Raw genomic sequence first — 23,427 nt, forward strand, 5'->3', positions numbered from 1 at the left:
CCTGCGCCGCACCACCGAGGCCGGGGAGGCCGCCGTCCGGGACCTACCGTGACGTGGTGGTGATCTCCGGAATGCTCACCACGAGGTCGTAGGCGTCCAGCACCGGCGCGTCCAGGAAGGTCTCCGACAGGCGGATCCGGGCCGGCCCGCTCATCCGGTCGCGCGCCGCCCGCAGATCCACCAGCACCGGTCCCGCCGACGGCCGGAAGGCGGCCTCCACGCTGTCCGCGGGCGCCGGCGGCAGAATCTCGCTGGTCACCGCGACGCCGCCCGGTGCCTCCGGATCGGCGCGGCGCGCGGAGGTCCGGCCGGCCTGCGCGGTCACCGCCATCGCCACATAGTCCCCGCCGAGGCGGTCCGCCAGGTGGTGGCCCATGGCCGACAGCGCGAAGGCGGGGGTGCGCACCGGAGTGCGCTGGATGTGCGTGTTGTGCGCGGCCAGCACGATTTTTGTGTCCGGGCCGAGCAGCTCGAAGACGGTCTCGGCCATGCCCCGGTCGCGGGCGGCCACCTTCGGATGGCTGAAGTCCGCCGTGAAGCTGCGCAAACCCTGGTCCAGCAGGCAGGCCAGCCGCAGCTCGTGCCGGGCCGTCCGGTACGCCCCGGCCCCGGCGGCCGCCGTGTACTCCACCGCCAGCGCGTCGAAGCGCGTCGCCAGGTCGGCCAGCAGTGCCGTGGCCCGGTCCCGGTCCGCGCCGTCGATCGCCGCATAGGCCCGGTACGCGAGCAGCGTGTGCTCACCGGCGTAGGCCCGGGCGTACTCGGCGATCCGGTCGACCAGCGGCAGCGCGTCCGCGTCGACCTTGCCCAGATAACGCCGGAGGCTGTCGAGGGCCGGCAGCGGCGAGGCGGTCGAGCCGGGCACGTCCACCCCGCTGAACCGCAGCGGCAGCGGCGACGACCGCATCCAGCGGAGCAGGTCGCGCATCTCCGGGCACCGGCCCATCCGGTACGTGATCCCGTGCTCGGCCAGCTCGTCGAGGTCACCCGGCCCGCCCCGGACCCAGTCGTCCACGGCCAGGCCCTCGCTGAAACCGGACTCCATCGCGAAGACGGTGAAGCCGCACCGCTCGGCCAGGAACCGCAGCAGCCGGTGCCGCCACAGATGGAACTCGCGGACGTGGTGGGCGCTCTCGCCGATGGCCACCACCCGCGCGTCCCGCAGGATCTCCACCAGCGGTTCCAGGTCATCCAGCGGCGCGTGCGGATCGGTGGTGCCGAGCGGGATCGCCCGCTCGGCGACGAAGGCATTGAAGGCAGCTGTCACGCCGGTCCGATCTCGTCCGCGACGATCTTCGCCGAGAGGGTCACCATGGGCAGTCCGCCGCCCGGATGGGTGGAGCCGCCGACCAGGAACAGCCCGGCCAGCGGGCCACGGTTGGCCGGCCGGGTCAGCCCGCCCGCCGTACCGTAGATCGCCCCGCCCGGCGCGGCCGTGGCGTCCGCCAGATCGGCCGGGGTGCGGGTCTCGGTGAACAGCAGCCGGTCCCGCACGTCCACGCCGCGCGCGGCCAGCACGTCCAGGATGTGCCGTCCGTAGGCGTCGGCCAGGCCGGGGCGCCGCCAGTCGACCGCCGCGGACGAGGTGCCGTGCCGGGGCGCGTTCACCAGCACGAACCAGGCCTCCGTGCCGGCCGGGCTCACCGCGGGATCCGCCGCCCGGGTCACGAAGAGGGTCGGGTCCGAGGGGGGCCGGGCGCGGGCGCCGGTGCCGGGGGAGCCGAAGACGGCGTCGAACTCGGCGTCGTAGTCGCGGGGGAAGAACACCGTGTGGTGCGCCAGCTCCGGTGTCTGCCCGCGGACGCCGAGCAGCAGGACGAAGCCCGCCAGGCTGCGAGCGGCCAGCCCGCCGAGGCGGGACGGCGCGGGCAGCAGATCGCGATAGACCGACAGAGCGTCCACATTGGCCACTACCACGTCGGCCGGCACCTCCTCGCCGGAGCACAACCGCACGCCGGTGGCGCGGCCCGCGGTCGAGCAGATCCGCTCGACCGGTGAGGACGTCACCACCCGCACGCCCAGCGAGCGGCAGCGGTCGAGCAGCGCCGTGGCCAGCACCCCGAGGCCGCCGTCGAGATACCAGCCGCCGAAGGCCAGTTCCGCGTACGGGATCGCGGCCAGCGCCGCCGGGGCCCGGCGCGGATCGGCGCCGGTGTAGGTCGCATAGCGGTCCAGCATCATGCGCAGCCGCGGGTCGCGCAGATACTGCCGGCCCAGCGACCGCAGCGAGCGCCAGGGCGCGATGGCCGCCAGGTCACCGACCCGCCAGGACAGCGCGGCCAGCGACGCGGGGGTCACCTCGCGCTGCAGCACCGACCGCCAGGAGGCGCGCCAGATCCGCTCGGCGCGCACCCAGAAGCGGGCCCAGTCCGCGCCGGCGGCGGCCCCGAAAGCGGCCTCGATGCGCCGCCGGAACACCTCCGGGTCGGACGAGGAGTCCAGCACCGAGCCGTCGGGAAAACGGTGGCGCACCAACGGGTCCAGCGCCACCGGGGACAGGTCCAGCCCCAGATCGGCGAAGACCTGCGGAAGCGTGAGCAGGCTGGGGCCGGTGTCGAAGCGGAAGCCGTCGCGCTCGTACCGGCCGAGCTTGCCGCCGACCTCGGCCGCCCGTTCGTACACGGTCACCCGGTGACCGGCGGCAGCCAGCCGCGCAGCGGCGGCCAGACCACCCACCCCCGCGCCGATCACCACGACGTCACTCATACCGGCCGTCCCTTCCACGAGAGCCGGCCGCTCCGCCGCAGCGCGAACGAACGCACCACCAGAGCGCCGAAGAGCAGGATCGACACCGGCTGGGCCAGGGCGTCGGGCCAGGCCCGGCCGCCGGTCGCCCGGGCCGCGGCCACCCGGCCCACAACCCCGAGCAGGTACGCCGCCAGCGCCCACCCGGCCGGCCCCACCGCCCCGGCAGCCAGGAAGACCACAGCGGCCACCGGCGGCACGACGTAGAGCAGCACGAGCAGCCCGACCACCGCGGCGGCCCCGGCCGGCGAGCCGAAGGACGCCCACATCGACTTGCTGTAGCCGTCGCGCAGCTCCCGCCACGACGTGTACATCAGGCACTCCGCCAGCGCCGAGCCGTCGGCGAGGGCGATCCGGCCGCCGGCGCGCTTGACCGCCCGGGCCAGCCCGATGTCCTCCAGCACGTCGTCCCGCACCGCCGCGTGGCCGCCGGCCCGCTCGTAGCCCGCCCGGTCCAGCACCAGCCACTGACCACCGGCCGCCGCCAGCGACGGGCGCGGCGAGCGTTCCATCGCCCGCAGCGGCAGGAACGTCAGCCAGGACCACTGCAGCAGCGGCTGCACGAGCCGCCCGGCCCCCACGATCCGCGGGTACGGCGACAGCAGCTGCACCCCGGCCGAGCGCAGCAGCTCGACCCCGCCGGCGATCGCCCCCGGGGCCAGCACCACGTCGGCGTCCACGAAAACGAGTACGTCCGCGTCACCGGCCGCGGATGCGAGTTGCGCGCACGCGTGCGGTTTACCCAGCCAGCCGGCCGGCGGCGGCGCGCCGGACAGCAGCCGCACCTTGTCACCGGCGACGGCCCGCACCACCTCGGCCGTGCCGTCGGCCGAACCGTCGTCGAGCACGAGGATCTCCAGGTGCGGCACGCCGGACTGTCCCAGCAGCGCCTGCAGGCACGGCGTGACACGTTCCGCCTCGTCGCGCAGCGGCAGCAGCACGGCGACCCGTTCGGTGGTCGTCGCCGCGGTGCGCGGGCGGCGCAGCAACGCCGCGTTGACGATCGTGTGGGTGGTCAGGGCGACCAGCGGGAGCAGCGGGAGCAGCGCCGGCCACCTCATGCGGGCACCGGCCGCCGGACCCGCCGCAGGGCCAGTGGCAGCACGACCGCACCCATCAGCACACCGCCCCACAGCGCCGAGGCCGGCAGGCCGAGGAAGACCGCGTGGGCGAGCACGGAGGAAGCGTACGTCCACCACCAGAGCGTGAGCATCGGTGTGTCACCCGGCAGGACCACGGCGGCCGACGGCCCCGCGGCGACGGCCAGCCCGGCCATCAGCACCACCGCGAAGCCCAGCCAGCCCAGGTAGTTGCCGATCGGGATGCCGGGCACGCCGGGCAGCGCAGGGGTGGGGGAGTCCCAGGTCCAGTAGCCCTCGGCGACCATCTGCGGGTCGAGGAACAGGTCCCAGGCCGCGAGCCCGGCCGCGGCCAGCGCGATCCGCGCCGGCCTGGAGCGGGCCAGCCGCAGCGCGGCCAGCCAGGCCGGCCAGGCCATCCAGGTCCAGGCCAGCGGGATGATCAGCGGTACGCCGAGCAGCTTGGGCCCGAGCTGGCCGGAGTAGTCGTAGGTGCCGAACGGGAACCCGGTCGCCACCCCCACCGCCTCCACGGCGAAGCCGCCCAGGGTGGCGGTCGCGATCAGCGCGGCGGCCGCCCGGACGCCCCGGGTCAGCAACGCATGCGAGACCGACAGCAGGTAGCCCAGCACGACGGTCAGCACGGTGAAGCCGGCGCGCAGGCCGCCACCGGTCAGCGGATAGCAGATCTGGGTCAGGATCAGGGCGCCGAGCAGCACCCACGGCACTACGCGCCTCACTGTCAGATGCCGACGATCCCGGGCACGTCCTCGGTCGCCGGACGGGCGGCCAGCGGCAGCTCCCGTCCGAGGATCGCGAACGCCCGCTCGTCACCGGGGAAGATGAAGTCGCGCAGCACGTCGGAGAAGCCGAACCGCCGGTACAGCCGCCAGGCCCGCGACTTCTCCTCGTCGGCCTCGGGGGTGGACAGCAGCACGGTGGCGCCGTCGGCCATCGACAGCAGCGCGCGCAGCTGCCGGGCGCCGATGCCGTGGCCCTGCGCGCTGGGCTTGACGTGCAGCTCGACCACCTCGAAGCAGTCACCGAGCCAGTGCCGGCGGGCGGGCTCGTCGAGGGCGGAACGCACCTGGTCGTGCCACCACTGCCCGGGCCCGGACACGTAGCCGTAGCCGAAGCCCGCGAGGTGGCCGTCGGTGGTGAGGGTGGCGACAGCCCGGAAGCCGGCCCGGCGGACGTGGGCACCGATGTAGCCACGCCGGGTCTGCAGCAGCTCGGCGCGGTAGCCCATCGCCTCGCCGTACACGCTGACCACGTCGTCCAGCCGCCGGAGCATGTCGTCCGGCTGCCAAGGAACGAGCCTCATCGCTCTCCTTCTCGCCAGCCCACATCTTGCCAGCCCAGTACGGCCTTGTCGCCACTGATGCCGCGCACCGCGAACCGGGCGAAGAGCTCCTCGGCGTACCAGCGGGCGGCCGGGGTGCGGGTGATCACGGCGCGGTGCTCCGGCTGACGGTACGCGAACGCGGTCAGGTCCGCCTCGGTGCGCCAGACGCTGACCGTGCCCTGCCAGCCGACCGGCGCCTCCCCGATGCCGAACCGGGCCAGCAGGCCGGGCGCCGCGGCGAGCTCGCGGGCCACCGGCGGCACGGCCCGCCAGAACGTCAGGGCCCGCGCCGGGCGCAACCTGGCCCGGGTCAGCGCCAGCACCGGGGCATCGGTGCGCCCGCCGGAGGGCGCGCCGAACGGGGTCTGCCCGGACCACTGCCCGCGGCTGGTCAGCGGGGTCAGCTCGACCCGGGCCGACCCTTCGGCCAGCGCGTCCCAGGCGGCGCCGACCGCCCCGAGCTCCCCGCCGGCCGGATCGTCCCAGGCCACCACGGCGACGTACCGGGTCAGGTCGGCATCGCCCGGCCCGAAGCCGGTCCCGGTCCCGGTGCCGAGCAGCTTGCCGAACCGCACGCCGGGCAGCGCGCGCAGCCGCCGCGGATCGAGCGCCATGCGCAGCAGCGCGCGGCCCAGCCTTCGGCGCGGAACCCGCCACACGTGCAGGGTGACCAGTGGCGGGACGTCATTCATGGAGGCCACGCTACGTCGCCGGCGGCTCCGCTGCCTGCGGGCCCCGTCGCCGGCTGGTCCGGGCGGTGTAGGCGCGGCGCATCTTGACGTGGTTGCCGCAGCCGGCCATCGAGCACCAGCGGCGTACCCGGTTGCGGGAGTCGTCGTAGAACGCCCAGCGGCAGGTGTCGCGCTCGCAGACTTTGAGCCGGGTCCACGTACCGTCCTCGGTGCTCTGCCGGACCGCGTCGATCAGCCCGGCCAGGGCCCGGTCGAACGCCGGTCCGCCGGCGGCGACCAGCTGGTATCCGTCGGTAGTGAAGGCCGGCCGCACGGGTGGCAGGGCCTGGTTGAGCGCTGCCAGCGCCGCCGGATCCGCCGGGTGCCCGGCGTGGGTGCGCAGGACCGTCCGCAGACCCTCCCGGACGGTGACGGCGGTGGCGAGATCCGCCGGGCGCACCCGCGCGCCCTCGGCAAGCAGCTGCCGCTGCGCGAGCCACTCCCGCAGCTGCTCGGGCGTGGTCAGCTCCTCCGCGCCGACCTGCGGCTCGTACGTGTTGACGAAGTCGCGCACCAGCCGGACGGCTCCCGTTGCGGGCACCGGCCACCTCCTCCTGATTCACACCAGCGTAACGCCTTGACAGGTGTGGCCGCCGTTGGCGAGGGTCGAGAGAGGTACACCAACCAAACGCTTACGGTGGTGTGAAGGAGGGCGCGATGACGGCGCTGCCCGTACTGGTGCTGGGGTTGCTGGCGGCCCTCGGCCCGCTCTCGATCGACCTGTACCTGCCGGCGTTCCCGGCCCTGCGCCAGGACCTGCACACCTCGGACGCGGCGGTGCAGTTCACGCTCGCGGGCATGACCCTCGGCCTGGCGCTGGGGCAGGCGGTGGTGGGCGCGTGGAGCGACCGGGTGGGCCGGCGTACGCCGCTGCTGCTGTCCACTGTGCTGCACCTGCTGGCGACGATCGGCTGTGCCCTCGCCCCCTCGGTCGAGGTGCTGGCCGCCTGCCGGTTCGTCCAGGGCGTGGGCGCGGCCGGCAGCGCGGTGCTGGTGCTGGCGATCGTCCGGGACGTCGCCGACGGCCGGGCCCTGGTCGTGCTGCTGTCCCGGGTCACCCTCGTGGAGACCGTCGCACCCCTGCTGGCCCCGGTCGCTGGCGCGGAACTGCTGCCACTGGTCGGCTGGCGGGGCATCTTCGATGTGCTCGCCGCCGGCTCGGCTCTGTTGCTGGTCGCGGCGCTGCTGGTCGTTCCCGAGACCGCGAGGCGCCCGCCCGAACCGGTGCGCCTGCGGGCCCGGCTGCGCGCGGTCACTGTCGACCGTGACTTCCGGCTGGCCACGGTGAGCGGCAGCATGACGTTCGCGGGCGTCTACGCCTACGTCGCCGCGTCACCGGCGCTCCTGCAGGAGGTGTACGGCCTGAGCCCCCGCGCGTACGCGGTCGTCTTCCTGCTCAACTCCCTGGGCCTGGTGGCCGGAGTCCAGCTCAGCTCGGTGCTCGCCCGCCGCGCCCGCCCGGCTCAGGTGCTGGCCGGCTGCACGGCGGTGACCCTGGTGGCCGCCGCCGCGATCGTGCCGCTGCAGTGGACGAACGCCGGACTCCCCGGCCTGCTGCCCTGTCTGTGGCTGTTCGTGGCCGGCTGCGGAGGCTGCTTCGCCACCGCGGCCGGTCTGGCCCTGCACGGTCAGGGCGCCCAGTCCGGCACCGCGACCTCGGTCTACGGGTTCGCCACCTTCGCGGCGGCCGGCCTGGTCTCCCCGCTGGCCGGCCTGGCCGGGATCACCGACGCGACCCCGGTGGCCGTCGTCCTGCTCGCCACCTCCGCCGTCTCCCTGGCCGCGGGCGGCATGCTGCTGCGGGCCGGCGCCGCTCAGGCCACCTCGGTCGCGGTGCCGCCGGTGACGCGCAGCAGCTCGGCATAGGTGATCGGGAAGACCACCTGCGGTACGCCACCCGCCGCCCAGATCTCCGGATACTGCGCCAGCGCGGTGTCGACCAGGGTCCGCACCGGCTTCGGGTGCCCGAGCGGGGCGACCCCGCCGATCGCCTGCCCGGTGTGCGCGCGGACGAACTCGGGAGTGGCCCGCCCGAGCTTGGCCACCCCCAGCGCGGCGGCCACCTTCCTGGTGTCGACCCGGTGCGCGCCCGAGGTGAGCACGAGCAGCGGCTCCCCGTCCGCATCGAAGATCAGCGAATTGGCGATCTGCCCCACCTCGACCCCGAGGGCGGCGGCTGCGGCAGCGGCGGTGTGCACGCCCTCGTCGAACACCACCATCCGCGGCGTCCCGCCGTCGTGGGTACGGGCATCGGCGTTCTCCAGGGCGGCCTGCACGGCCAGCACGTTGGGGTGGCTCACCATCGGCCCATTGTTCACCAGCTGAACCGTTCCCGATGCAGGTGGGCGGCGGGGACCCCGACCGCGCGGGCCGCCGCTCGTACCGCGTCCGTCCACCGGTCCGGGCCGCACAGGTACAGGTCGTGCTCGGCGATGTCCGGGGCGATCTCCCGCAGCGCCTCCGCGTCCGGGTAGTCCGCGTACTCCACCGGCAGCCACGACGTCGGGTGGGCGCGCGGCCCGATCAGCGGGACCAGCCGGACGCCGCGGCGCTGGGCCAGCCACTCGATCTCGTCCAGGAACGCCACCTCGGCGGCGTGCCGGGCGCGGTAGACCAGCGTCGCCTGGCCGTGGCCGTACGGCAGGTCCCAGAGCAGCGCGAGCAGCGGCGTGATGCCCACGCCGCAGGCCAGCATCGTCACCGGCCCGCCGCGGTACGACTCCGCGGTCAGCCGCCCGTACGGCCCCTCGATGAGCACGCGGGTCCCGGGCGCGAGCGTGGCCACCCGGGCGCTGCCGTCGCCGAGGCCCTTGACGGTGATCCGCAACTGGTCGCCGCGGGGTGGCCCGGACAGCGAGAACGGATTGCCCCGTGACCAGCCGCGGCCGTCCAGGAAGCGCCAGACGAAGAACTGCCCGGCCCGCACCGGCAGCCGGTCGAGCCGGCGACCGTGCAGGTAGACCGAGACCAGGCCGTGGGCCTCGGGGACCACGTGGTCGACCCGCAGGCGGTGCCGGGCCGTGCGCCACAACGGCATGCCGAGCCGGAAGACCAGCACGCTGCCGGCGGCGGCCGCGTAGAGCGCACACCAGTACGCGCGCGCGGCCGGGCTGGCGGTGAAGTCCCGGCCCGCCGCCAGCTCGTGCGGCAGCGCCAGGCCGACGCCCAGGTACGCGTACAGGTGCAGGAGATGCCAGGACTCGTAGCGCAAGCGGCGCCGGGCCGCGCGTACCGATGTCACCACCACCAGGACCAGGGCGAGCAGCGCGACCACCGCCAGCAGCATGCCGGGATCGCCGGCGACGAAGGCGGCGAAGCTGCGGCCCGGAGCGCGGCTCCAGGTCGCCAGCACGACGTGCGCGAGCAGCAGCTGGAACGAGGCGAAGCCGGTGCGGCGATGCCAGCGGGCCAGGGTGTCCTGGCCGAAGGCCCGCTCCACCAGCGGGATCCGGGCCATCAGCAGGACCTGCAGGAACAGCAGATCGGCCGACCACAGCGCGGCCAGCCGGCCCGCCGCGCCCGTCGCGGACCGGCCCCCGGCGGTCAGGTCGCTGACGCCGCTGCGGGCCCACAGGACGGTGACGACCACCAGGCTCAACCCGGCCGTGGCTCGCGCGAAGGGCCCCCACCAGCGCGGAGTGGGGGAGACGCGGGGGCGCACGGACGTCAACGTACAAACGGTTCAGCCCGGTGGGCAGGGGTTAGTGAGAAGGCCGACGATGGCCCGGATATCCGTTATCCGGCGGCTCGCACACCCACCGCCGCGGCGCTGGCCTCCCACAGCCGGGCGGCCACCGCGGGGTCGGCGGCCACCGTGTCCGGCCGGGTCACCTTGTGGCCCACGTAGTAGGCCCCGTCGGCGACCTCCGCGGTGCTCAGCCAGGTCAGCAGCTCACCGGCCTGCTCGGGGGTGGTCAGGAACGGGGCGAACCGGTAGAAGAACCGGGTCGCCGCGCCGACGCCGAAGTTGCTGCGCACCACACCCGGGTGGAACGACACCGAGGTGATCTCCGGCCAGCGCCGGGCCGCCTCCGCGGCGAACAGGATGTTCGCGGCCTTGCTGGCCCCGTAGGCGCGCCAGGAGCTGTACTTGCCGGGCGAGCCGGTGAAGTCCTCCGGGTCCAGCCGGGCGCGCTGGTGGGCCCGCGACGCCGTGTTGACCACCCGGCCACCGTCGAGCGCTCCGCGCAGCAGGTGGGTGAGCAGGAAGGGCGCCAGGTGGTTGCCCTGGATGGTGGCCTCGAAACCGTCCGCGGTGCGGACATAGGACTCCACCATGCCGCCGGCATTGTTGGCCAGGACGTCGATCTTCGGGTACGCGGCCAGCAGCTCGGCGGCCAGCTCCCGGACCTCGTCCAGCACGTTGAAGTCGGCGCGGAACTCGTCCGGCTCGGGCCCGGTGGCGGCGGCCCGTACGGCGGCCATCGCGGCCCCCAGCCGGCGGGGATCGCGGCCCACCACGACCACCTGCTCGCCCCGCGCGGCAAGTTGGCGGGCGGCGGCCAGGCCCACCCCTGAGCTGGCGCCGGTGATCACAAACGTGCGTGGCATGTGTCGCTCCTCATGGCTGCGCTGTCCCACCCATCGTGCATCCTCCGACCGGCGGAGCCGGACGGGGTTCCGGTCAGTGCAGCCGCGCCGCCCCGTACAGGTGAGCAAAGATGATCTGATCGACCGGGGAGACCCGGTGACGATCGGCATGGGTGAGCCAGACGATCTCCTCGATCTCACTGTCGGGCCGCAGCACGCCCCGATAATCGGCGGTGTAGCAGGTCATCCGGACAATCGTCCCGGCGGAGTGCCCATGGGCCGGAGCCTGAAAGGTCCCGACATGCTCGGCGCTGTCGGGAGCGATGGTGACGCTGAGTTCCTCCCGGATCTCACGGACCAGGGTGTCGATGTCGCTCTCGCCGGGCTCCCGCTTGCCGCCGGGGAGGTAGTAGACGTCCTTGCCGCGTGAGCGGGAGCTGAGGATCGCGCCGTTCTCGATGCGGATCCACGCGATCTTGTCGATGACGGTCATGGTGGCTGCTCTCCGGGACTATGTCCGTGGTGGCGCTGGTGTGCGTTGGGCCGGGTGGTCGCTCGGCCCGGCGGCCGTGGACGACGGTAGCGCCGGCGTGGTCAGCGATCCTGGGCGGTGTCGATGGGCTCGTCGCCACGGTGCGGGGTGTCGGCTTGGGTGTCGTGGTCGCCCGCTCGGCTTGCCTGTCCGGCTGCCCGGCTTGGCCTCAGCGCGCCCGTTCTGACCAGCGTGTCCACACCTCCACAGGCCACCCCGGCGAAGGTGATCTCCACCTCCGCCGACCACCCCGCCGGAGCCCTCGCGTGTGTTGCGTTTTTGTCGTACCCGGGGTGTACTCTCATTCTTAGTTAGAACGAGTGTTCGATTGGTTCGAACTCCTGTGCCAGTAAAACACTCGGCCTGACTACTCGGGAGCCGCGTTCGCGGCGGGGCTCCCGGATGCGGCGCCCGCGAAGTGCCGCATGCGAGGTCCGGGCATTCGCGGGTCCGGACCGGCACAAAGGCAGGACCGTCGTCCGCTGTTCTCGACCCCCGAGCGGCGGGCGACGGACCCGCCGGCAAGTCCGGCCGGGTGTGGTGTGGGGAAGCTTCACACCCGGCCGGCTGCCATAACCGCTGTGCTCTTCCTCTTGCAGCGGATCGGTTCGACCAGCACGTCGGATGCGACACACGCGAGGAGACGACCATGGTGAGCAATCAGGCCCACCCGGTGCCCACTCTGAGACCGCCGAGCGCCTTCCCGGGCCCGATCCCGGGCCAGGCGGCGAGTCCCGGTCCACTGGCACACGCGCCCACGGCGGCAGCCCAGGCGGCGCCCACCGTGCCGGCCAACCTGCTGCCGAACCGCACCCCGGCCCAGCTGCTCGCCATCGCCCGCCAGGGCCTGGCGGAAGCGGCCGGCACCCGCCCGGACGGCCTGCGCTATGCGGCGGCCCACCTCGCGGCACTGCGCGCAGCCGCAGCGGTCCTCGCCGCCCGCGCCAGGCCGGCCGCGCCGACGAAGCGCAGCCGGGTGACGAGCGCCTGGTCCCTCCTGGTCCTGGTGGCGCCCGAGTTCGGCGACTGGGCCAGCTACTTCGCCCTGGGCGCGACCAAGCGGGCCGCGGCCGAAGCGGGCATTCCCCGCGTGGTCAGCTCTCGCGAGGCGGACGACCTGCTGCGCGCAGCGGAGCACTTCGTCTCCCTGGTCGAGTCCACCCTGGGCGTGGCCTACCAGCCGACCCTCGAAGCCGCCTAAGGCGGCCCGGCAGCTGCCCTCCCAGCCGCTGAACCGCAGGCGGGCGCACTGAGTCGTCGGGCTGCCAGGCCAGCTGGCCGCCCTCGGCCAACGCGATCCATTTGCGATCGGGGTCAGGGGTGGACGATCAGCCGTCAGGGCCGGATCGGCATCCAGCGGTAGCGGACCGGTTCACCCGGTGCTGCTGACCGGCGGCCCCGCGCCGTCGTGATGGTCGGCCGGCCAGGCGAACGGTTTCGGCGGCCACCCAGCAGCGCGTCGACGGTCACCCACCAGGTGGCGCAGAGACCGGCTGAGCCTCCGCGATGCCTACGGCTGCGACTCGTAACTGCGGCCGAGCTGCGCGAAGCGCAGTCGTAACTGCGGCTCGGTTCATGCGGGGCTCGACTCGTCGGCGAGGCGGCTGCGGGTCGCGGACTCGGATCGCATCGCCCGGGTGTCGATCGCGGTGGGTGGAGCGCTTCCGGATCGCTGGTGCGGTACCTCGTTCACGGCATCGCCTCGGCGGGTCGTAACGATAAAGATCAACTTCAATGGACGTGTACAAACGGGGCGGACAATGGCCGGGCGCATGATCAACGGTGCTGCGGCCTTTGCTGAGCTGATAAAGCCGGCCAGTGACACCGGCGATTTCGGGACGCACCGGGTGCTGCCGGTCCTGCCCGAGCTGAGCAGTCTGCTGCCGAGCCGCGGACTGCGCCGCGGAACCACCATCGCGATCGGCATCACCCCCGGCCCTTCCGTCCATCAGGGCGCCCTCCCCACCCCGTCGCCGCCATCCGCCGGCCCCCGAGACCCCGGACGCACCCCGCGCCGCAGCGCACCGGGACCCACACCCGACCCGCATGACGAAGCCGCGAACGAACCGGGCGGGAAAGGACCCACGGCTGAAGGTGCCGGCAGCGGATCCACGACTGAGCCCGGAGCGGCGGGACCCGCGAGCAGCGGCCTGGGCGGCCGATCCCCGAACGAGTCGGCCACGAGGGGACCCGCGACGAACGGTGCTGGTGGTTCCTCGGACGGGCCGGACGCCCGAGAGACTGCGGCCGGCGGGCTGGGCGCGGGAGGGTCCGCGACCGGCGGATTCGCGAGCGGGCCCGGCGGGAGAGGGCCGGCCGCCGGCGGCCACTCCGTCGGGGGCGGCCGGGCTGAAGGGTGGTCCGGTTCCGGTGAGCGATCGGCCGCCACGAGAACCCCCGACGGTACGCCGAGCAGCGCAGGCCCCTCCTCCCTCGAGAGCCTCCCGCCCCGTCCCACTTCGGTGCGCGGCGCACCGACCAGCGGAAACGCCGGTTACGCCACCATCCGGAGCGGTGCGGTGCAGCCCGGGGGAGGGAGCACCTCCCTGCTCCTGGCACTGCTCGCCGCCGCCTCCAGTGCCGGTTCCTGGTGTGCCGTCGTCGGTGTTCCCACGCTCGGCGCGCTCGCTGCCGCGGAGAGTGGGATCGCGCTGGATCGGCTTGCGCTTGTACCGGATCCCGGTCCTGAGTGGCCCACGGTGGTCGCCGCGCTCATCGACGGGGTCGATGTTGTTGTCGTTGCCGTACCGGGGCAGGTTTCCGCCTCGATCACCAGCCGGCTCGTCGCCCGGGCCCGGCAGCGTGGGTGTGTGCTCGTTCCCTACGGGCGCTGGGACGGCGCGGATGTGACGCTGCAGGTCACCCAGGGCCGGTGGGAAGGGCTCGGCGAGGGGCACGGCCGGCTGCGTCGGCGCAAGGTCACCGTGGTCGCCCGGGGCCGGGGTACGGCGGCCCGCCCCAAAGAGATCACCATGTGGATGCCGGGACTCGCCGTCGCACCCCCGCCCGACCCCACGCCCGGCACCCGATCCCGGCCCGCCGCTGCCCACCCGGCCCCGGCCCCGGCCCCGGCCCCGGCCCCGGCCCCGGCCTTAGCCCCGGCTCCGGCCACCGGCCACGCGTCGGCGGCGGCTTCGAGTGCCGAGGGCCGCGCCGCCGGATCGGGCCCGGCCAGATCCGGTTCCGCCTTACTGGCGTCCGTCACGCCGATCCTCCCCGCGGCAGCAGACCCGGTGCGAGAAGCGCCGCTGGATGACGGCAGATCGAGGCAAAGCGCGGGGTACGCATGAGCGCCACCACCGCCGGAGTTCGGACCCTGGTGCTCTGGTGTCCCGACTGGCCGGTCATCGCCGCGGAGATCGTGGAGGGGGTTGCCGCTTCCGGGCCGGTTGCCGTTCTGCACGGGAACAGGGTTCTCGCCTGTTCCGAGGCTGCTCGCGCCGACGGGGTGCGGCGGGGGTTGCGGCGGCGGGAGGCGCAGAGCCGTTGTCCTCAGCTCGTGGTCGTCGACCATGATCCGGGGCGGGACGCCCGGGCCTTCGAGCCGGTGGTCGCCGCCGTCGAGGAGGTCGCCGTCGGGGTCGAGGTGATCCGGGCCGGTGCTTGTGCGCTCGCCGCGCGGGGACCCGCCCGGTACTTCGGGGGTGAGGAGTCCGCCGCCGAGCGGATCGTCGAGCAGGTCGCCCAGGCCTGTGCCGTCGAGAGCCAGGTGGGCATCGCCGACGGGGTGTTCGCCGCCGGACTGGCCGCGCGTTCCGGGACGATCGTCGGCTCCGGGCGTACCCGGGAATTTCTCGCCGCCGTGCCCGTCGAGGCGCTGGAGCGGCCCGACCTGGCCGACCTGCTCCGGCGGTTGGGGGTCAAGACCCTCGGCGATTTCGCCGCCCTGCCCGCTTCCGACGTGCTCACGCGGTTCGGGTTCGACGGGGCGCTCGCGCACCGGCTCGCCGGCGGCTTCGACCATCGGCCGCTGGCCGTGCGGCAGCCACCGCCGGACCTGGACGTCAGCGACACCTACGACGAGCCGCTGGAACGGGTCGACGTGGCCGCGTTCGCCGGCCGGGCGCTGGCCGAGCGGCTGCACGAGCGGCTCGCCGCGCACGGGCTGGCCTGCACCCGGCTCGGCATCGAGGCGGTCACCGCCGACGGCCAGGAACTGCACCGGGTCTGGCGGCACGAGGGCCTGCTCACGGCCGCGGCCATCGCCGAACGCGTACGGTGGCAGCTCGACGGCTGGCTCACCGGCGCCCGGCGTGGCGCACCGAACCGGCCCACCGCCGGACTGGTCCGGCTGCGGCTCGTCCCCGACGGCGTCCTCGTCCACCTCGGCCTGCAACCCGGCCTCTGGGGCGACACCGGCGCCGAACGCGAACGCGCCCACCGCGCCCTGAGCCGCATCCAAGGTCTGCTGGGGCCGGAAGCGGTACTGACGGCCGTGCTCGGCGGCGGGCGTTCCGCGGACGACCAGGTACGCCTGGTCCCGTGGGGCGACGAGCGCACCCCGACCCGGCCCAGCGGGGAAGCGGCCGTCCCGCTGCCGGCGCTCGAACCGGCGGTGGTCTCCCTGGTCGACCCGCCCGCGCTGGTCGCCCTCCCGGCCCCGCCACCCGAGCAGCTCCCCGCCGGAGAAGGCGAGGGAGGAGCTGGCGGCGGGACGGAGACCGGTGGTGAGGCAGCGGTGAGGGCAGCCCGTCTGTGGGCGGTCCCGGATGCGTCGAGTCGCGAAACGACCGCACGCAAAGACGGACAAAAGCCGAGCCCGGCAGCGGAGGCGGAGAAAGGAACAGAAGGCGAGAAGCTCGAGAACGCCGGCCCGGCGACCACAACGCGCGGAGAGACCACGCCGAGGGAGAACCCGTCAGGAGAGATCGCGCTGAGGGAGACCCCCTCAGGAGAGATCGCGTCGGGCAAAACCACGCCGGGCAAGGGCGCGGCGGAGGAGGGTGGGCGGAAGCGGGGGCGCAAGAACGTCAAACGCCCTGTACCGATGCCGCCCTGGCCCGGCCGGCTGCCCCGCCCCGCGCCGGCCCTGGTTCTTCCGCAGGCCCTGCCCGCCGTCGTGCTCGATGCCGACCGGCATCCCGTCGGGGTCAGTGCCCGCCTGGAGCTCACCGGCGACCCCGCCTTCCTGCTCATCGGCCCCGCCGCCCCCGTCGTGATCGCCGGCTGGGCCGGTCCCTGGCCGGTCGACGAGCGCTGGTGGGCCCCCGCCGAGGCCCGCCGCCGGGCCCGGTTCCAGATCAGCCTCGACGACGGCCGGGCCCTGCTGCTCTCCCTCGCCGCCGGGCATTGGGCGATCGAGGCCGTCTATGACTAGGCCCGGCGCATGAGTTTCCACAATCCGCGGATGCCGTGGTCCAAGCTGGAGGGCACGCTCACCGGCCAGCATCTGCATGTCGTCGATCCGCTCGCCGTCGACGGGGACGGCGGGGATTCCCCCGCCTGGAGCCGCAAGCGGCAGCCCTATCAGGCGCCGGCCCTGCTCCGGGCACCCAGCCGCGACCGGTACGCCGAACTGCACTGCCACACCAACTTCAGTTTCCTGGACGGCGCCAGCCACCCGGAGGAGCTCGCCGAGGAGGCCGCCCGGCTGGGGCTCACCGGGCTCGCCGTCACCGACCACGACGGGTTCTACGGGGTCGTCCGCTTCTCGCAGGCCGCCCGCGAGCTGGGGCTGCCCACCATCTTCGGCGCCGAGTTGTCGCTGGATCTGGCCAAGCCGCAGAACGGTGAGGCCGACCCCGAGGGCCGGCATCTGCTCGCTCTCGCGCACGGGCCCGAGGGGTACGCCCGGCTGGCCCGCACCATCTCCCGCGGGCAGCTCGACGGCGAGGAGAAGGGCAAACCGGCGTACGGGGACCTGGAGGACGTCGCCGCGGTCCTGCGTGACCATGTGCTCGTGCTGACCGGGTGCCGCAAGGGCAGTGTGCCGCGGGCGCTGGCCGGTGGCGGGCTGCCCGCCGCCGCGTACGAGCTGGACCGGCTCGTCGGGCTCTTCGGCCGCAGCAACGTCGTGGTGGAGCTGACCGCGCACGGTGACCCCTACGACGACGACCGCAACGACGCCCTGTACGAGCTGGCCCGCAGCCGCCGGCTGGAGGTGGTCGCGACCAACAACGTGCACTATGCGACCCCGGCGCGGCGCCGGCTGGCCACCGCGCTGGCCGCCGTACGGGCGCGGCGCAGCCTCGACGACATGGACGGCTGGCTGCCCGCCGCCGGCACCGCCCACCTGCGCAGTGGGGCCGAGATGCGGCGGCGGTTCGCGGCTTATCCGGGGGCGGTGGAGAACGCGGCGATGTTCGGTGACGATCTCGCCTTCGACCTCAACCTGGTCGCGCCGAAGCTCCCCGATTTCGACATTCCGCCCGGGCACACCGAGATGAGCTGGTTGCGGGAGCTGACCATGCGCGGCGCGCGGGAGCGGTACGGGCCGCCGCAGGCCCATCCGCGGGCGTACGCGCAGATCGAGCACGAGCTGAAGATGATCGCGGAGCTGAACTTCCCCGGGTACTTCCTGGTGGTCTACGACATCGTGAAGTTCTGCCGGGACGCGGACATCTACTGCCAGGGGCGGGGCTCGGCCGCCAACTCCGCGGTCTGTTACGCGCTGCGCATCACCAACGTGGACGCCGTCGCGTACGACCTGCTCTTCGAGCGGTTCCTGGCGCCGGAGCGGGACGGTCCGCCGGACATCGACGTCGACATCGAGTCCGACCGCCGCGAGGAGGTCATCCAGTACGTCTACCGCCGGTACGGCCGGGAGCACACCGCGCAGGTCGCCAATGTGATCTCGTACCGGCCGCGGTCCGCTGTCCGGGACATGGCCAGGGCCTTCGGTTTCTCGCCCGGGCAGCAGGACGCCTGGAGCAAGCAGATCGACCGGTGGGGCAGCGTCGCCTCGGTCGACGTCGAGGAGATCCCCGAGCAGGTCGTCGCGTTCGCCAACCAGGTGCAGAACTTCCCCCGGCACCTGGGCATCCACTCCGGCGGCATGGTCATCTGCGACCGGCCGATCATCGAGGTGTGCCCGGTGGAGTGGGGGCGGATGCCCGGGCGCACGGTGCTGCAGTGGGACAAGGACGACTGCGCGGCGATCGAGCTGGTCAAGTTCGACCTGCTGGGGCTGGGCATGCTGTCGGCCCTGCACTACGCGTACGACATGATCGAGTCCGACCTGGACATCGGCACCATGCGGCTGGACGATCCCGAGGTCTACGCGATGCTGTGCCGGGCCGATTCGGTCGGGGTCTTCCAGGTGGAGAGCCGCGCGCAGATGGCGACGCTGCCCCGGCTCAAACCGACGGAGTTCTACGACCTGGTCGTCGAGGTCGCGCTGATCCGGCCGGGCCCGATCCAGGGCGGCTCGGTGCACCCGTTCATCCGGCGCAAGAACGGCCTGGAAGAGGTCACCTACCCGCATCCGCTGATGCGCAACGCGCTGGAGAAGACCCTCGGCGTGCCGCTGTTCCAGGAGCAGCTGATGCAGCTGGCCATCGACGTGGCGGGCTTCGACCCGGCCGGGGCCGATCAGCTGCGCCGGGCGATGGGATCCAAACGGTCGGTGGAGAAGATGGAACGGATCAAGAGCCGCCTGTACGCCGGGATGGCCGAGCGGGGCATCACCGGCGAGCTGGCCGACGACCTGTTCCAGAAGCTGTCCGCGTTCGCGAACTACGGCTTCCCGGAGAGCCACGCGATGAGCTTCGCGTACCTGGTCTACGCCAGTTCCTGGCTCAAGCGCTACCACCCGGCGGCGTTCTGCGCGGCGCTGCTCAACGCCCAGCCGATGGGCTTCTACTCGCCGCAGTCGCTGGTCGACGACGCCCGCCGGCACGGCGTCGAGGTGCGCCGCCCGGACATCAACCTCAGCGACGCCGCCGCGGTGCTGGAGTCGACCGCGCAGACCCGCTGGGGCAGCGCGCCCGGCGAGCCGCCGCACGCCTGGGGACTGGGCGGACCGGCCGTGCGGATGGGGCTGAGCAGCGTCCGTACCCTCGGCGACGACCTGGCGAAGGTCATCGAGCAGGAGCGTCGCGCGCACGGGCCGTACCGGGATCTCGCGGATCTCGCGCGCCGGACCGGGTGCTCGACCGCCCACCTGGAGGCCCTCGCGACCGCCGACGCCTTCGCGGGTTTCGGCCTCTCGCGCCGCGAGGCGCTGTGGGCGGCGGGTGCCGCCGCCCAGGACAAACCGGATCGCCTGCCGGGTACGGTCACCGGCACGACCGCGCCGACGCTGCCCGGTATGGCTGACGTGGACAAGCTCGTCGCGGACGTCTGGGCCACCGGCCTGTCCCCGGACGCGCATCCCGCCCAGTTCATCCGGGCCGAGCTGGACCGCGTGGGGGCCGTGCCGATCGCGCGGCTGGGCCGGGTCGACGCCGGCACCCGGATCCGGGTCGGTGGCATCGTCACCCACCGGCAGCGGCCGGCGACGGCGGGCGGGGTCACGTTCATCAACCTCGAGGACGAGACCGGGATGCTCAACGTGACCTGCTCACCGGGGTTGTGGCAGCGGTACCGGCGGGTGGCCCGCAGCAGTGCGGCGCTGATCGTGCGGGGGCGCCTGGAGAAGTCCGAGGGTGTGCTCAACCTGGTGGCGGACCGGCTGGAGGCGGTCACCCCACCGATCAGCCCGGCGTCCCGCGACTTCCGATGAACGGACACTATATTTCCGTTCTGCGTGTCCTGCACCTTTTATGGCGTAGACCGGATGCGCACCGGAAACGTGGCATCGGGGAGAGCACCATGATCAACACCATCGCCGCCGCCGTCCTTCTGCTCGCGGCCCCGGCAGTCGCAACCGCACCGGCTTCCGCGGCCGGGGCGAAGAAGACCGACCTCACGGTGAGCTACCTGGCTGAGGCCGGTTACGCGGCGGCCGTGAAGCTGCGCTGCGACCCGGCCGGTGGCGCCCACCCGCAGAAGGTCCGGGCCTGCCGGGCATTGAAGCGCGTCGGTGGCGACCCGGCCGGGCTCAAGCCGGCGCCGCTGATGTGCACGATGGAGTACGCGCCGGTCACCGCCCAGGTCACGGGCAGCTGGCGCGGCCGCCCGGTGAACTGGTCGCACACCTTCGGCAACCGCTGCGACATGCACCGCACGACCGGGGTGCTCACGGCCTTCTGAGCAGCGACCCGACCATGGTCCCGGCCGGCTGTCACCCTCCGGCGGAGCGGCTCCGCCCTCCCGTTGCGCGCCCGGCCGATACGCTGCGCAGGTGGACACCGCATCGACGCGAACCCCCCGCCCGCCCGTCACCGTGCGTACCGCCGCCGTCTGGGCCGTGCTGCGCCGCGAGCTCGAGCGTGGCGCCGGGCGTGAGCTGACCGTGCTGGACGTCGGCGGCGGGACGGGTGGTTTCGCCGTACCGCTGGCCGAGGCCGGGCACTCCGTCACCGTCGTGGACGCCAGCCCGGACGCCCTGGCCGCGCTGACCCGCCGCGCCGCCGACGCGGGCGTGGCCGACCGGGTCCGCGCGGTGCAGGGCGACGGCGACGCGCTCGCCGGGCTGGTCGCGCCGGGCAGCGCCGACCTGATCCTGTGCCACTCCGTGCTGGAGGTCGTCGACGAACCGGCCGAGGTGGTCGCCGCGATCGGCGCCGCCCTGCGCCCCGGCGGCGCGGTCAGCCTGCTGGTCGCCGGCCGGGCAGCAGCCGTGCTGGGCCGCGCGGTCAACGGCCACCTCGGCGCCGCGGCCGCCCTGCTCGGCGACGACGAGGGCCGCGCCGGCACCCGGGACACCCTGCGCCGGCGCTACGACGCGGAGACCGCCTCGGCGCTGCTGAGCGCGGTGGGCCTCACCGTCGAGGAGATCCACGGGGTACGCGTGCTCGCCGACCTCGTGCCGGCCGCCGTGGTCGAGGCCGACCCGCAGGCGATGCTGGAGCTGGAACTCGCGCTGTCCGCCCGGCCGCCGTTCCGCGACATCGCCTCCCAGCTGCACCTCTTCGCGCGGCGCCCGTGAACGATCAGCTGCTTCCGGCGGCCTTCACGCCGGTCCGGCCCGCGTACGGCAGTGCCAGCCTGGCCGACCTGATGCCCAGCGTCTCCGCGGTGCTCGGCGTCCCCGGGGCCACGGATGTGCTGGGGCTGGGCGCCCAGCTCGACGGGGTGGACCGGATCGCGGTGCTGCTGGTCGACGGGCTGGGGACGTACCAGATCCCGGTCGCCGCGGCCCACGCCCCGATCCTGGGTGAGCTGCCCGCCCGGACCCTGACCGCCGGTTTTCCCTCCACGACCCCGGTCAGCCTGGTCACCCTGGGCACCGGAGCGCTGCCCGGCGCGCACGGCGTGCTCGGCTTCACGCTGCGCAAGCCCGACGGCGGCATCCTCAACCACATCAGGTGGGGCGACGACCCCGACCCGGCCAAGTGGCAGCCGCAGCCGACCCGCTTCGAGACGGCAGCCGCCGCGGGCCTGCGGGTGACCCAGGTGACCCGGCCGGAGTTCGAGGGCACCGGCCTCACCGTGGCGGCGAACCGCGGAGCCGCGTTCTCCGGCGCGGCCGACCCGCTCTCGCTGTCCACCCGGATGCTGGAGGCCCTGTCCCGCCCCGGGCTGGTCTACGGCTACCACCCCGACCTCGATCATCACGGGCACGGCACCGGCGTCGACTCGCTGGACTGGCAGGAGGCGGCCCGGGAGGTCGGCCGGCTGGTCACGCGGCTCGTCGAGGGACTGCCGGCCGGCGCGGCGCTGCTGGTCACGGCCGACCACGGGCAGCTCAACGTGCCCACCGAAGGCCGTATCGACCTGGGCCGCGACCCGGCCCTGGCCGCCGGGATCGTCGCGGTCGCCGGCGAACCCCGGGTCCGTTACCTGTACGTGCAGGACGGCGCGCGTGACGACGTGATCGCGGCGTGGCGCGGGGTGCTGGGCGACGCGGCCTGGGTGCTGACGCGCGAGGAGGCGATCGCCGGCGGCTGGTACGGCCCGGTGCCGCCCGAGCACCTGAGCCGGCTCGGTGATGTCGTGGTCGTCTGTCAGGGGCGGACGGTGATCGTGGCCAGTGGCTGGGAGCCGCCGGCGGTGGGGCAGCTGATCGCGTACCACGGGTCGGTGACCGCGGCCGAGATGACCATTCCGCTGCTGGTCGTGCGCTGACCCGGCTTTTTGTCGTACCCCGCGGATAGCGTACGGACCGTGGGACGAAGTCAGGCCATCGGCCGGGGGCGTGATCCGCGGTTCGGTCCGGAGGCCGACGACGCGGGCTGCACGATCCTGCACGTCGACATGGACGCGTTCTTCGCCGCCGTCGAGGTCCGCCGCCGGCCCGAGCTGCGCGGCAAGGCGGTCGTCGTGGGCGGTCTCGGCCCCCGCGGCGTGGTCAGCTCGGCCAGCTACGAGGCCCGTCGCTACGGCGTGCGCAGCGCGATGCCGGCCATGCGGGCCCGCGCGCTGTGCCCGCACGCCGTCTTCCTGCCGACCGACTTCAGCGAGTATTCGGCCGCCTCGGCGGCCGTCATGCGGATCTTCCGCGACGTCACGCCGCTGGTCGAGCCGCTCTCCCTGGACGAGGCCTTCCTCGACGTGGCCGGTGCCCGGCGCCTTCTCGGCCGCCCGGCGCTCATCGCCCGCGACATCCGCGCCCGGATCGCCGACGAGCAGCGGCTGACCTGCTCGGTCGGGGTCGCGTCGAGCAAGTTCGTGGCCAAGCTGGGCTCCACCCGGGCCAAGCCGGACGGGATGATCGTCGTCCCGGCCGGGCAGGTGCTCGACTTCCTGCACCCGCTGCCGGTGGGCGCGCTGTGGGGAGTAGGGGAGAAGGCCGCCGAGACGCTGCACCGGCTCGGGCTGATGACCGTGGGTGATCTGGCCGCCGCGCCGCTGGGCATGCTGCGCGCCGCCCTCGGGGAGGCGTCCGCCGCACACCTGCATGAGCTGGCGTGGGGGCGTGACAGCCGCCGGGTCGTCGCCGAGCACGTGGAGAAGTCGATCGGTGCCGAGATGACGTACGACACCGACGTCACCGACCCGGCGACCATCCGGCGCAGCCTGCTGGCGCTGGCCGACAAGGTCGGGGCCCGGCTGCGGGCCGCCGGGCACGTGGGCCGGACCGTCACGATCAAGATCCGGGTGGCGGACTTCCGGACGGTCAACCGCTCCCGCACGATGCCGACGAGCACCGATGTCGCGCGGGAGATTTTTGCGACTTCCTGGACGCTCTTCGAGGCGCTGCGGGTCGGCGAGCCGATCCGTCTCGTCGGGGTCCGGGTCGAAGGGCTCAGCGCCGCCGCGACGACATCACGGCAGCTCACGCTGGGGGAGCCGGAACGCGGCTGGCGCGAGGCGGAGGCCGCGACGGACGCGCTGGCGACCCGATTCGGCCGTTCCATCGTCGGACCGGCCAGTCTTTTGGGACAAACCGATCATCGCCGAACCGAAAATCACCCGCACTCGACGGTCGTCCCGCTTTCCGACCCGCCAACGCCCTCGTAGACTTGCGGTAAGGCAGCCGGT

At 73.8% G+C, this 23,427-nt stretch carries 19 protein-coding genes and 1 pseudogene; 9 read left to right on the plus strand and 11 right to left on the minus strand.

Annotated elements, in window-relative coordinates; all coding sequences use genetic code 11:
• Positions 1-43: 43 nt before the first annotated feature.
• From Aau02nite_RS40005 to Aau02nite_RS40035, 7 genes are read right to left on the minus strand one after another with little or no spacing between them, the layout of a single operon-like run.
• Positions 44-1,267, minus strand: coding sequence for an erythromycin esterase family protein (locus Aau02nite_RS40005; protein ID WP_212993873.1), 1,224 nt, complete (start codon positions 1,265-1,267; stop codon positions 44-46).
• Positions 1,264-2,706, minus strand: a complete 1,443-nt coding sequence (locus Aau02nite_RS40010) for a phytoene desaturase family protein (RefSeq protein ID WP_212993874.1) — start codon at positions 2,704-2,706, stop codon at positions 1,264-1,266. The genes Aau02nite_RS40005 and Aau02nite_RS40010 overlap by 4 nt, the downstream gene beginning before the upstream one ends.
• Positions 2,703-3,806 (minus strand): glycosyltransferase family 2 protein, encoded by a 1,104-nt coding sequence (locus Aau02nite_RS40015; protein WP_212993875.1) that lies wholly within the window; start codon positions 3,804-3,806, stop codon positions 2,703-2,705. The genes Aau02nite_RS40010 and Aau02nite_RS40015 overlap by 4 nt, the downstream gene beginning before the upstream one ends.
• Entirely contained in the window at positions 3,803-4,570 is a 768-nt protein-coding gene (locus tag Aau02nite_RS40020; protein ID WP_212993921.1) for a carotenoid biosynthesis protein, read from the minus strand. Before Aau02nite_RS40020 ends, Aau02nite_RS40015 begins: the two co-directional genes overlap by 4 nt.
• Positions 4,567-5,148 (minus strand): GNAT family N-acetyltransferase, encoded by a 582-nt coding sequence (locus Aau02nite_RS40025; protein ID WP_212993876.1) that lies wholly within the window; start codon positions 5,146-5,148, stop codon positions 4,567-4,569. The genes Aau02nite_RS40020 and Aau02nite_RS40025 overlap by 4 nt, the downstream gene beginning before the upstream one ends.
• On the minus strand, positions 5,145-5,861 hold the full coding sequence (locus Aau02nite_RS40030; RefSeq protein ID WP_212993877.1) for a monooxygenase: 717 nt from the start codon (positions 5,859-5,861) through the stop codon (positions 5,145-5,147). The genes Aau02nite_RS40025 and Aau02nite_RS40030 overlap by 4 nt, the downstream gene beginning before the upstream one ends.
• Before the next feature lie 10 nt (positions 5,862-5,871).
• Positions 5,872-6,441 carry a CGNR zinc finger domain-containing protein gene (locus Aau02nite_RS40035; RefSeq protein WP_246595807.1) on the minus strand — a complete coding sequence of 190 codons (570 nt, stop codon included), beginning with the start codon at positions 6,439-6,441 and terminating at the stop codon, positions 5,872-5,874.
• 116 nt (positions 6,442-6,557) lie between these two features.
• On the opposite strand from Aau02nite_RS40035, the gene Aau02nite_RS40040 reads away from it, so the two are divergent.
• On the plus strand, positions 6,558-7,766 hold the full coding sequence (locus Aau02nite_RS40040; protein ID WP_212993878.1) for a Bcr/CflA family efflux MFS transporter: 1,209 nt from the start codon (positions 6,558-6,560) through the stop codon (positions 7,764-7,766).
• On the opposite strand, the gene Aau02nite_RS40045 is transcribed toward Aau02nite_RS40040, so the two are convergent.
• The 4 genes from Aau02nite_RS40045 to Aau02nite_RS40060 form a co-directional block, all read right to left on the minus strand.
• Positions 7,715-8,203, minus strand: coding sequence for a YbaK/EbsC family protein (locus tag Aau02nite_RS40045; RefSeq protein WP_212993879.1), 489 nt, complete (start codon positions 8,201-8,203; stop codon positions 7,715-7,717). The two genes, Aau02nite_RS40040 and Aau02nite_RS40045, sit on opposite strands and share 52 nt — an antisense overlap.
• Positions 8,204-8,214: 11 nt before the next feature.
• A complete protein-coding gene (locus tag Aau02nite_RS40050; protein ID WP_212993880.1) occupies positions 8,215-9,561 on the minus strand; it encodes a ferredoxin reductase family protein in 1,347 nt (448 codons plus the stop codon).
• Between the two features lie 74 nt (positions 9,562-9,635).
• A complete protein-coding gene (locus tag Aau02nite_RS40055) occupies positions 9,636-10,451 on the minus strand; it encodes an SDR family NAD(P)-dependent oxidoreductase (protein ID WP_212993881.1) in 816 nt (271 codons plus the stop codon).
• Positions 10,452-10,524: 73 nt separating this feature from the next.
• Positions 10,525-10,923: an NUDIX hydrolase gene (locus Aau02nite_RS40060; RefSeq protein ID WP_212993882.1), complete on the minus strand. Its 399-nt coding sequence runs from the start codon at positions 10,921-10,923 to the stop codon at positions 10,525-10,527.
• A 688-nt stretch (positions 10,924-11,611) separates the two neighbouring features.
• Between Aau02nite_RS40060 and Aau02nite_RS40065 the strand changes: the two genes are divergently transcribed.
• The 8 genes and pseudogenes from Aau02nite_RS40065 to Aau02nite_RS40100 all read left to right on the plus strand — a co-directional run bounded on the left by Aau02nite_RS40065 (position 11,612) and on the right by Aau02nite_RS40100 (position 23,406).
• Entirely contained in the window at positions 11,612-12,163 is a 552-nt protein-coding gene (locus Aau02nite_RS40065; protein WP_212993883.1) for an SAV_6107 family HEPN domain-containing protein, read from the plus strand.
• Between the two features lie 1,333 nt (positions 12,164-13,496).
• Positions 13,497-13,946, plus strand: a pseudogene (gene imuA', locus Aau02nite_RS40070) (DnaE2-dependent mutagenesis accessory factor ImuA'); the annotation flags it as partial.
• A 302-nt stretch (positions 13,947-14,248) separates the two neighbouring features.
• Entirely contained in the window at positions 14,249-16,279 is a 2,031-nt protein-coding gene (locus tag Aau02nite_RS40075) for a DNA polymerase Y family protein (protein WP_212993884.1), read from the plus strand.
• Between the two features lie 9 nt (positions 16,280-16,288).
• Entirely contained in the window at positions 16,289-19,624 is a 3,336-nt protein-coding gene (locus Aau02nite_RS40080; RefSeq protein WP_212993885.1) for an error-prone DNA polymerase, read from the plus strand.
• Between the two features lie 89 nt (positions 19,625-19,713).
• Complete coding sequence (locus Aau02nite_RS40085) at positions 19,714-20,094, plus strand: SSI family serine proteinase inhibitor (protein ID WP_212993886.1); 381 nt, start codon at positions 19,714-19,716, stop codon at positions 20,092-20,094.
• Between the two features lie 91 nt (positions 20,095-20,185).
• Positions 20,186-20,932, plus strand: a complete 747-nt coding sequence (locus tag Aau02nite_RS40090) for a methyltransferase domain-containing protein (RefSeq protein WP_212993887.1) — start codon at positions 20,186-20,188, stop codon at positions 20,930-20,932.
• A 71-nt stretch (positions 20,933-21,003) separates the two neighbouring features.
• Complete coding sequence (locus tag Aau02nite_RS40095) at positions 21,004-22,071, plus strand: alkaline phosphatase family protein (RefSeq protein ID WP_212993923.1); 1,068 nt, start codon at positions 21,004-21,006, stop codon at positions 22,069-22,071.
• A gap of 39 nt (positions 22,072-22,110) precedes the next feature.
• A complete protein-coding gene (locus tag Aau02nite_RS40100) occupies positions 22,111-23,406 on the plus strand; it encodes a DNA polymerase IV (RefSeq protein WP_212993888.1) in 1,296 nt (431 codons plus the stop codon).
• The last annotated feature ends 21 nt before the right edge of the window (positions 23,407-23,427 follow it).

This window comes from Actinoplanes auranticolor (assembly GCF_018332655.1).
Lineage (GTDB): Bacteria > Actinomycetota > Actinomycetes > Mycobacteriales > Micromonosporaceae > Actinoplanes > Actinoplanes auranticolor.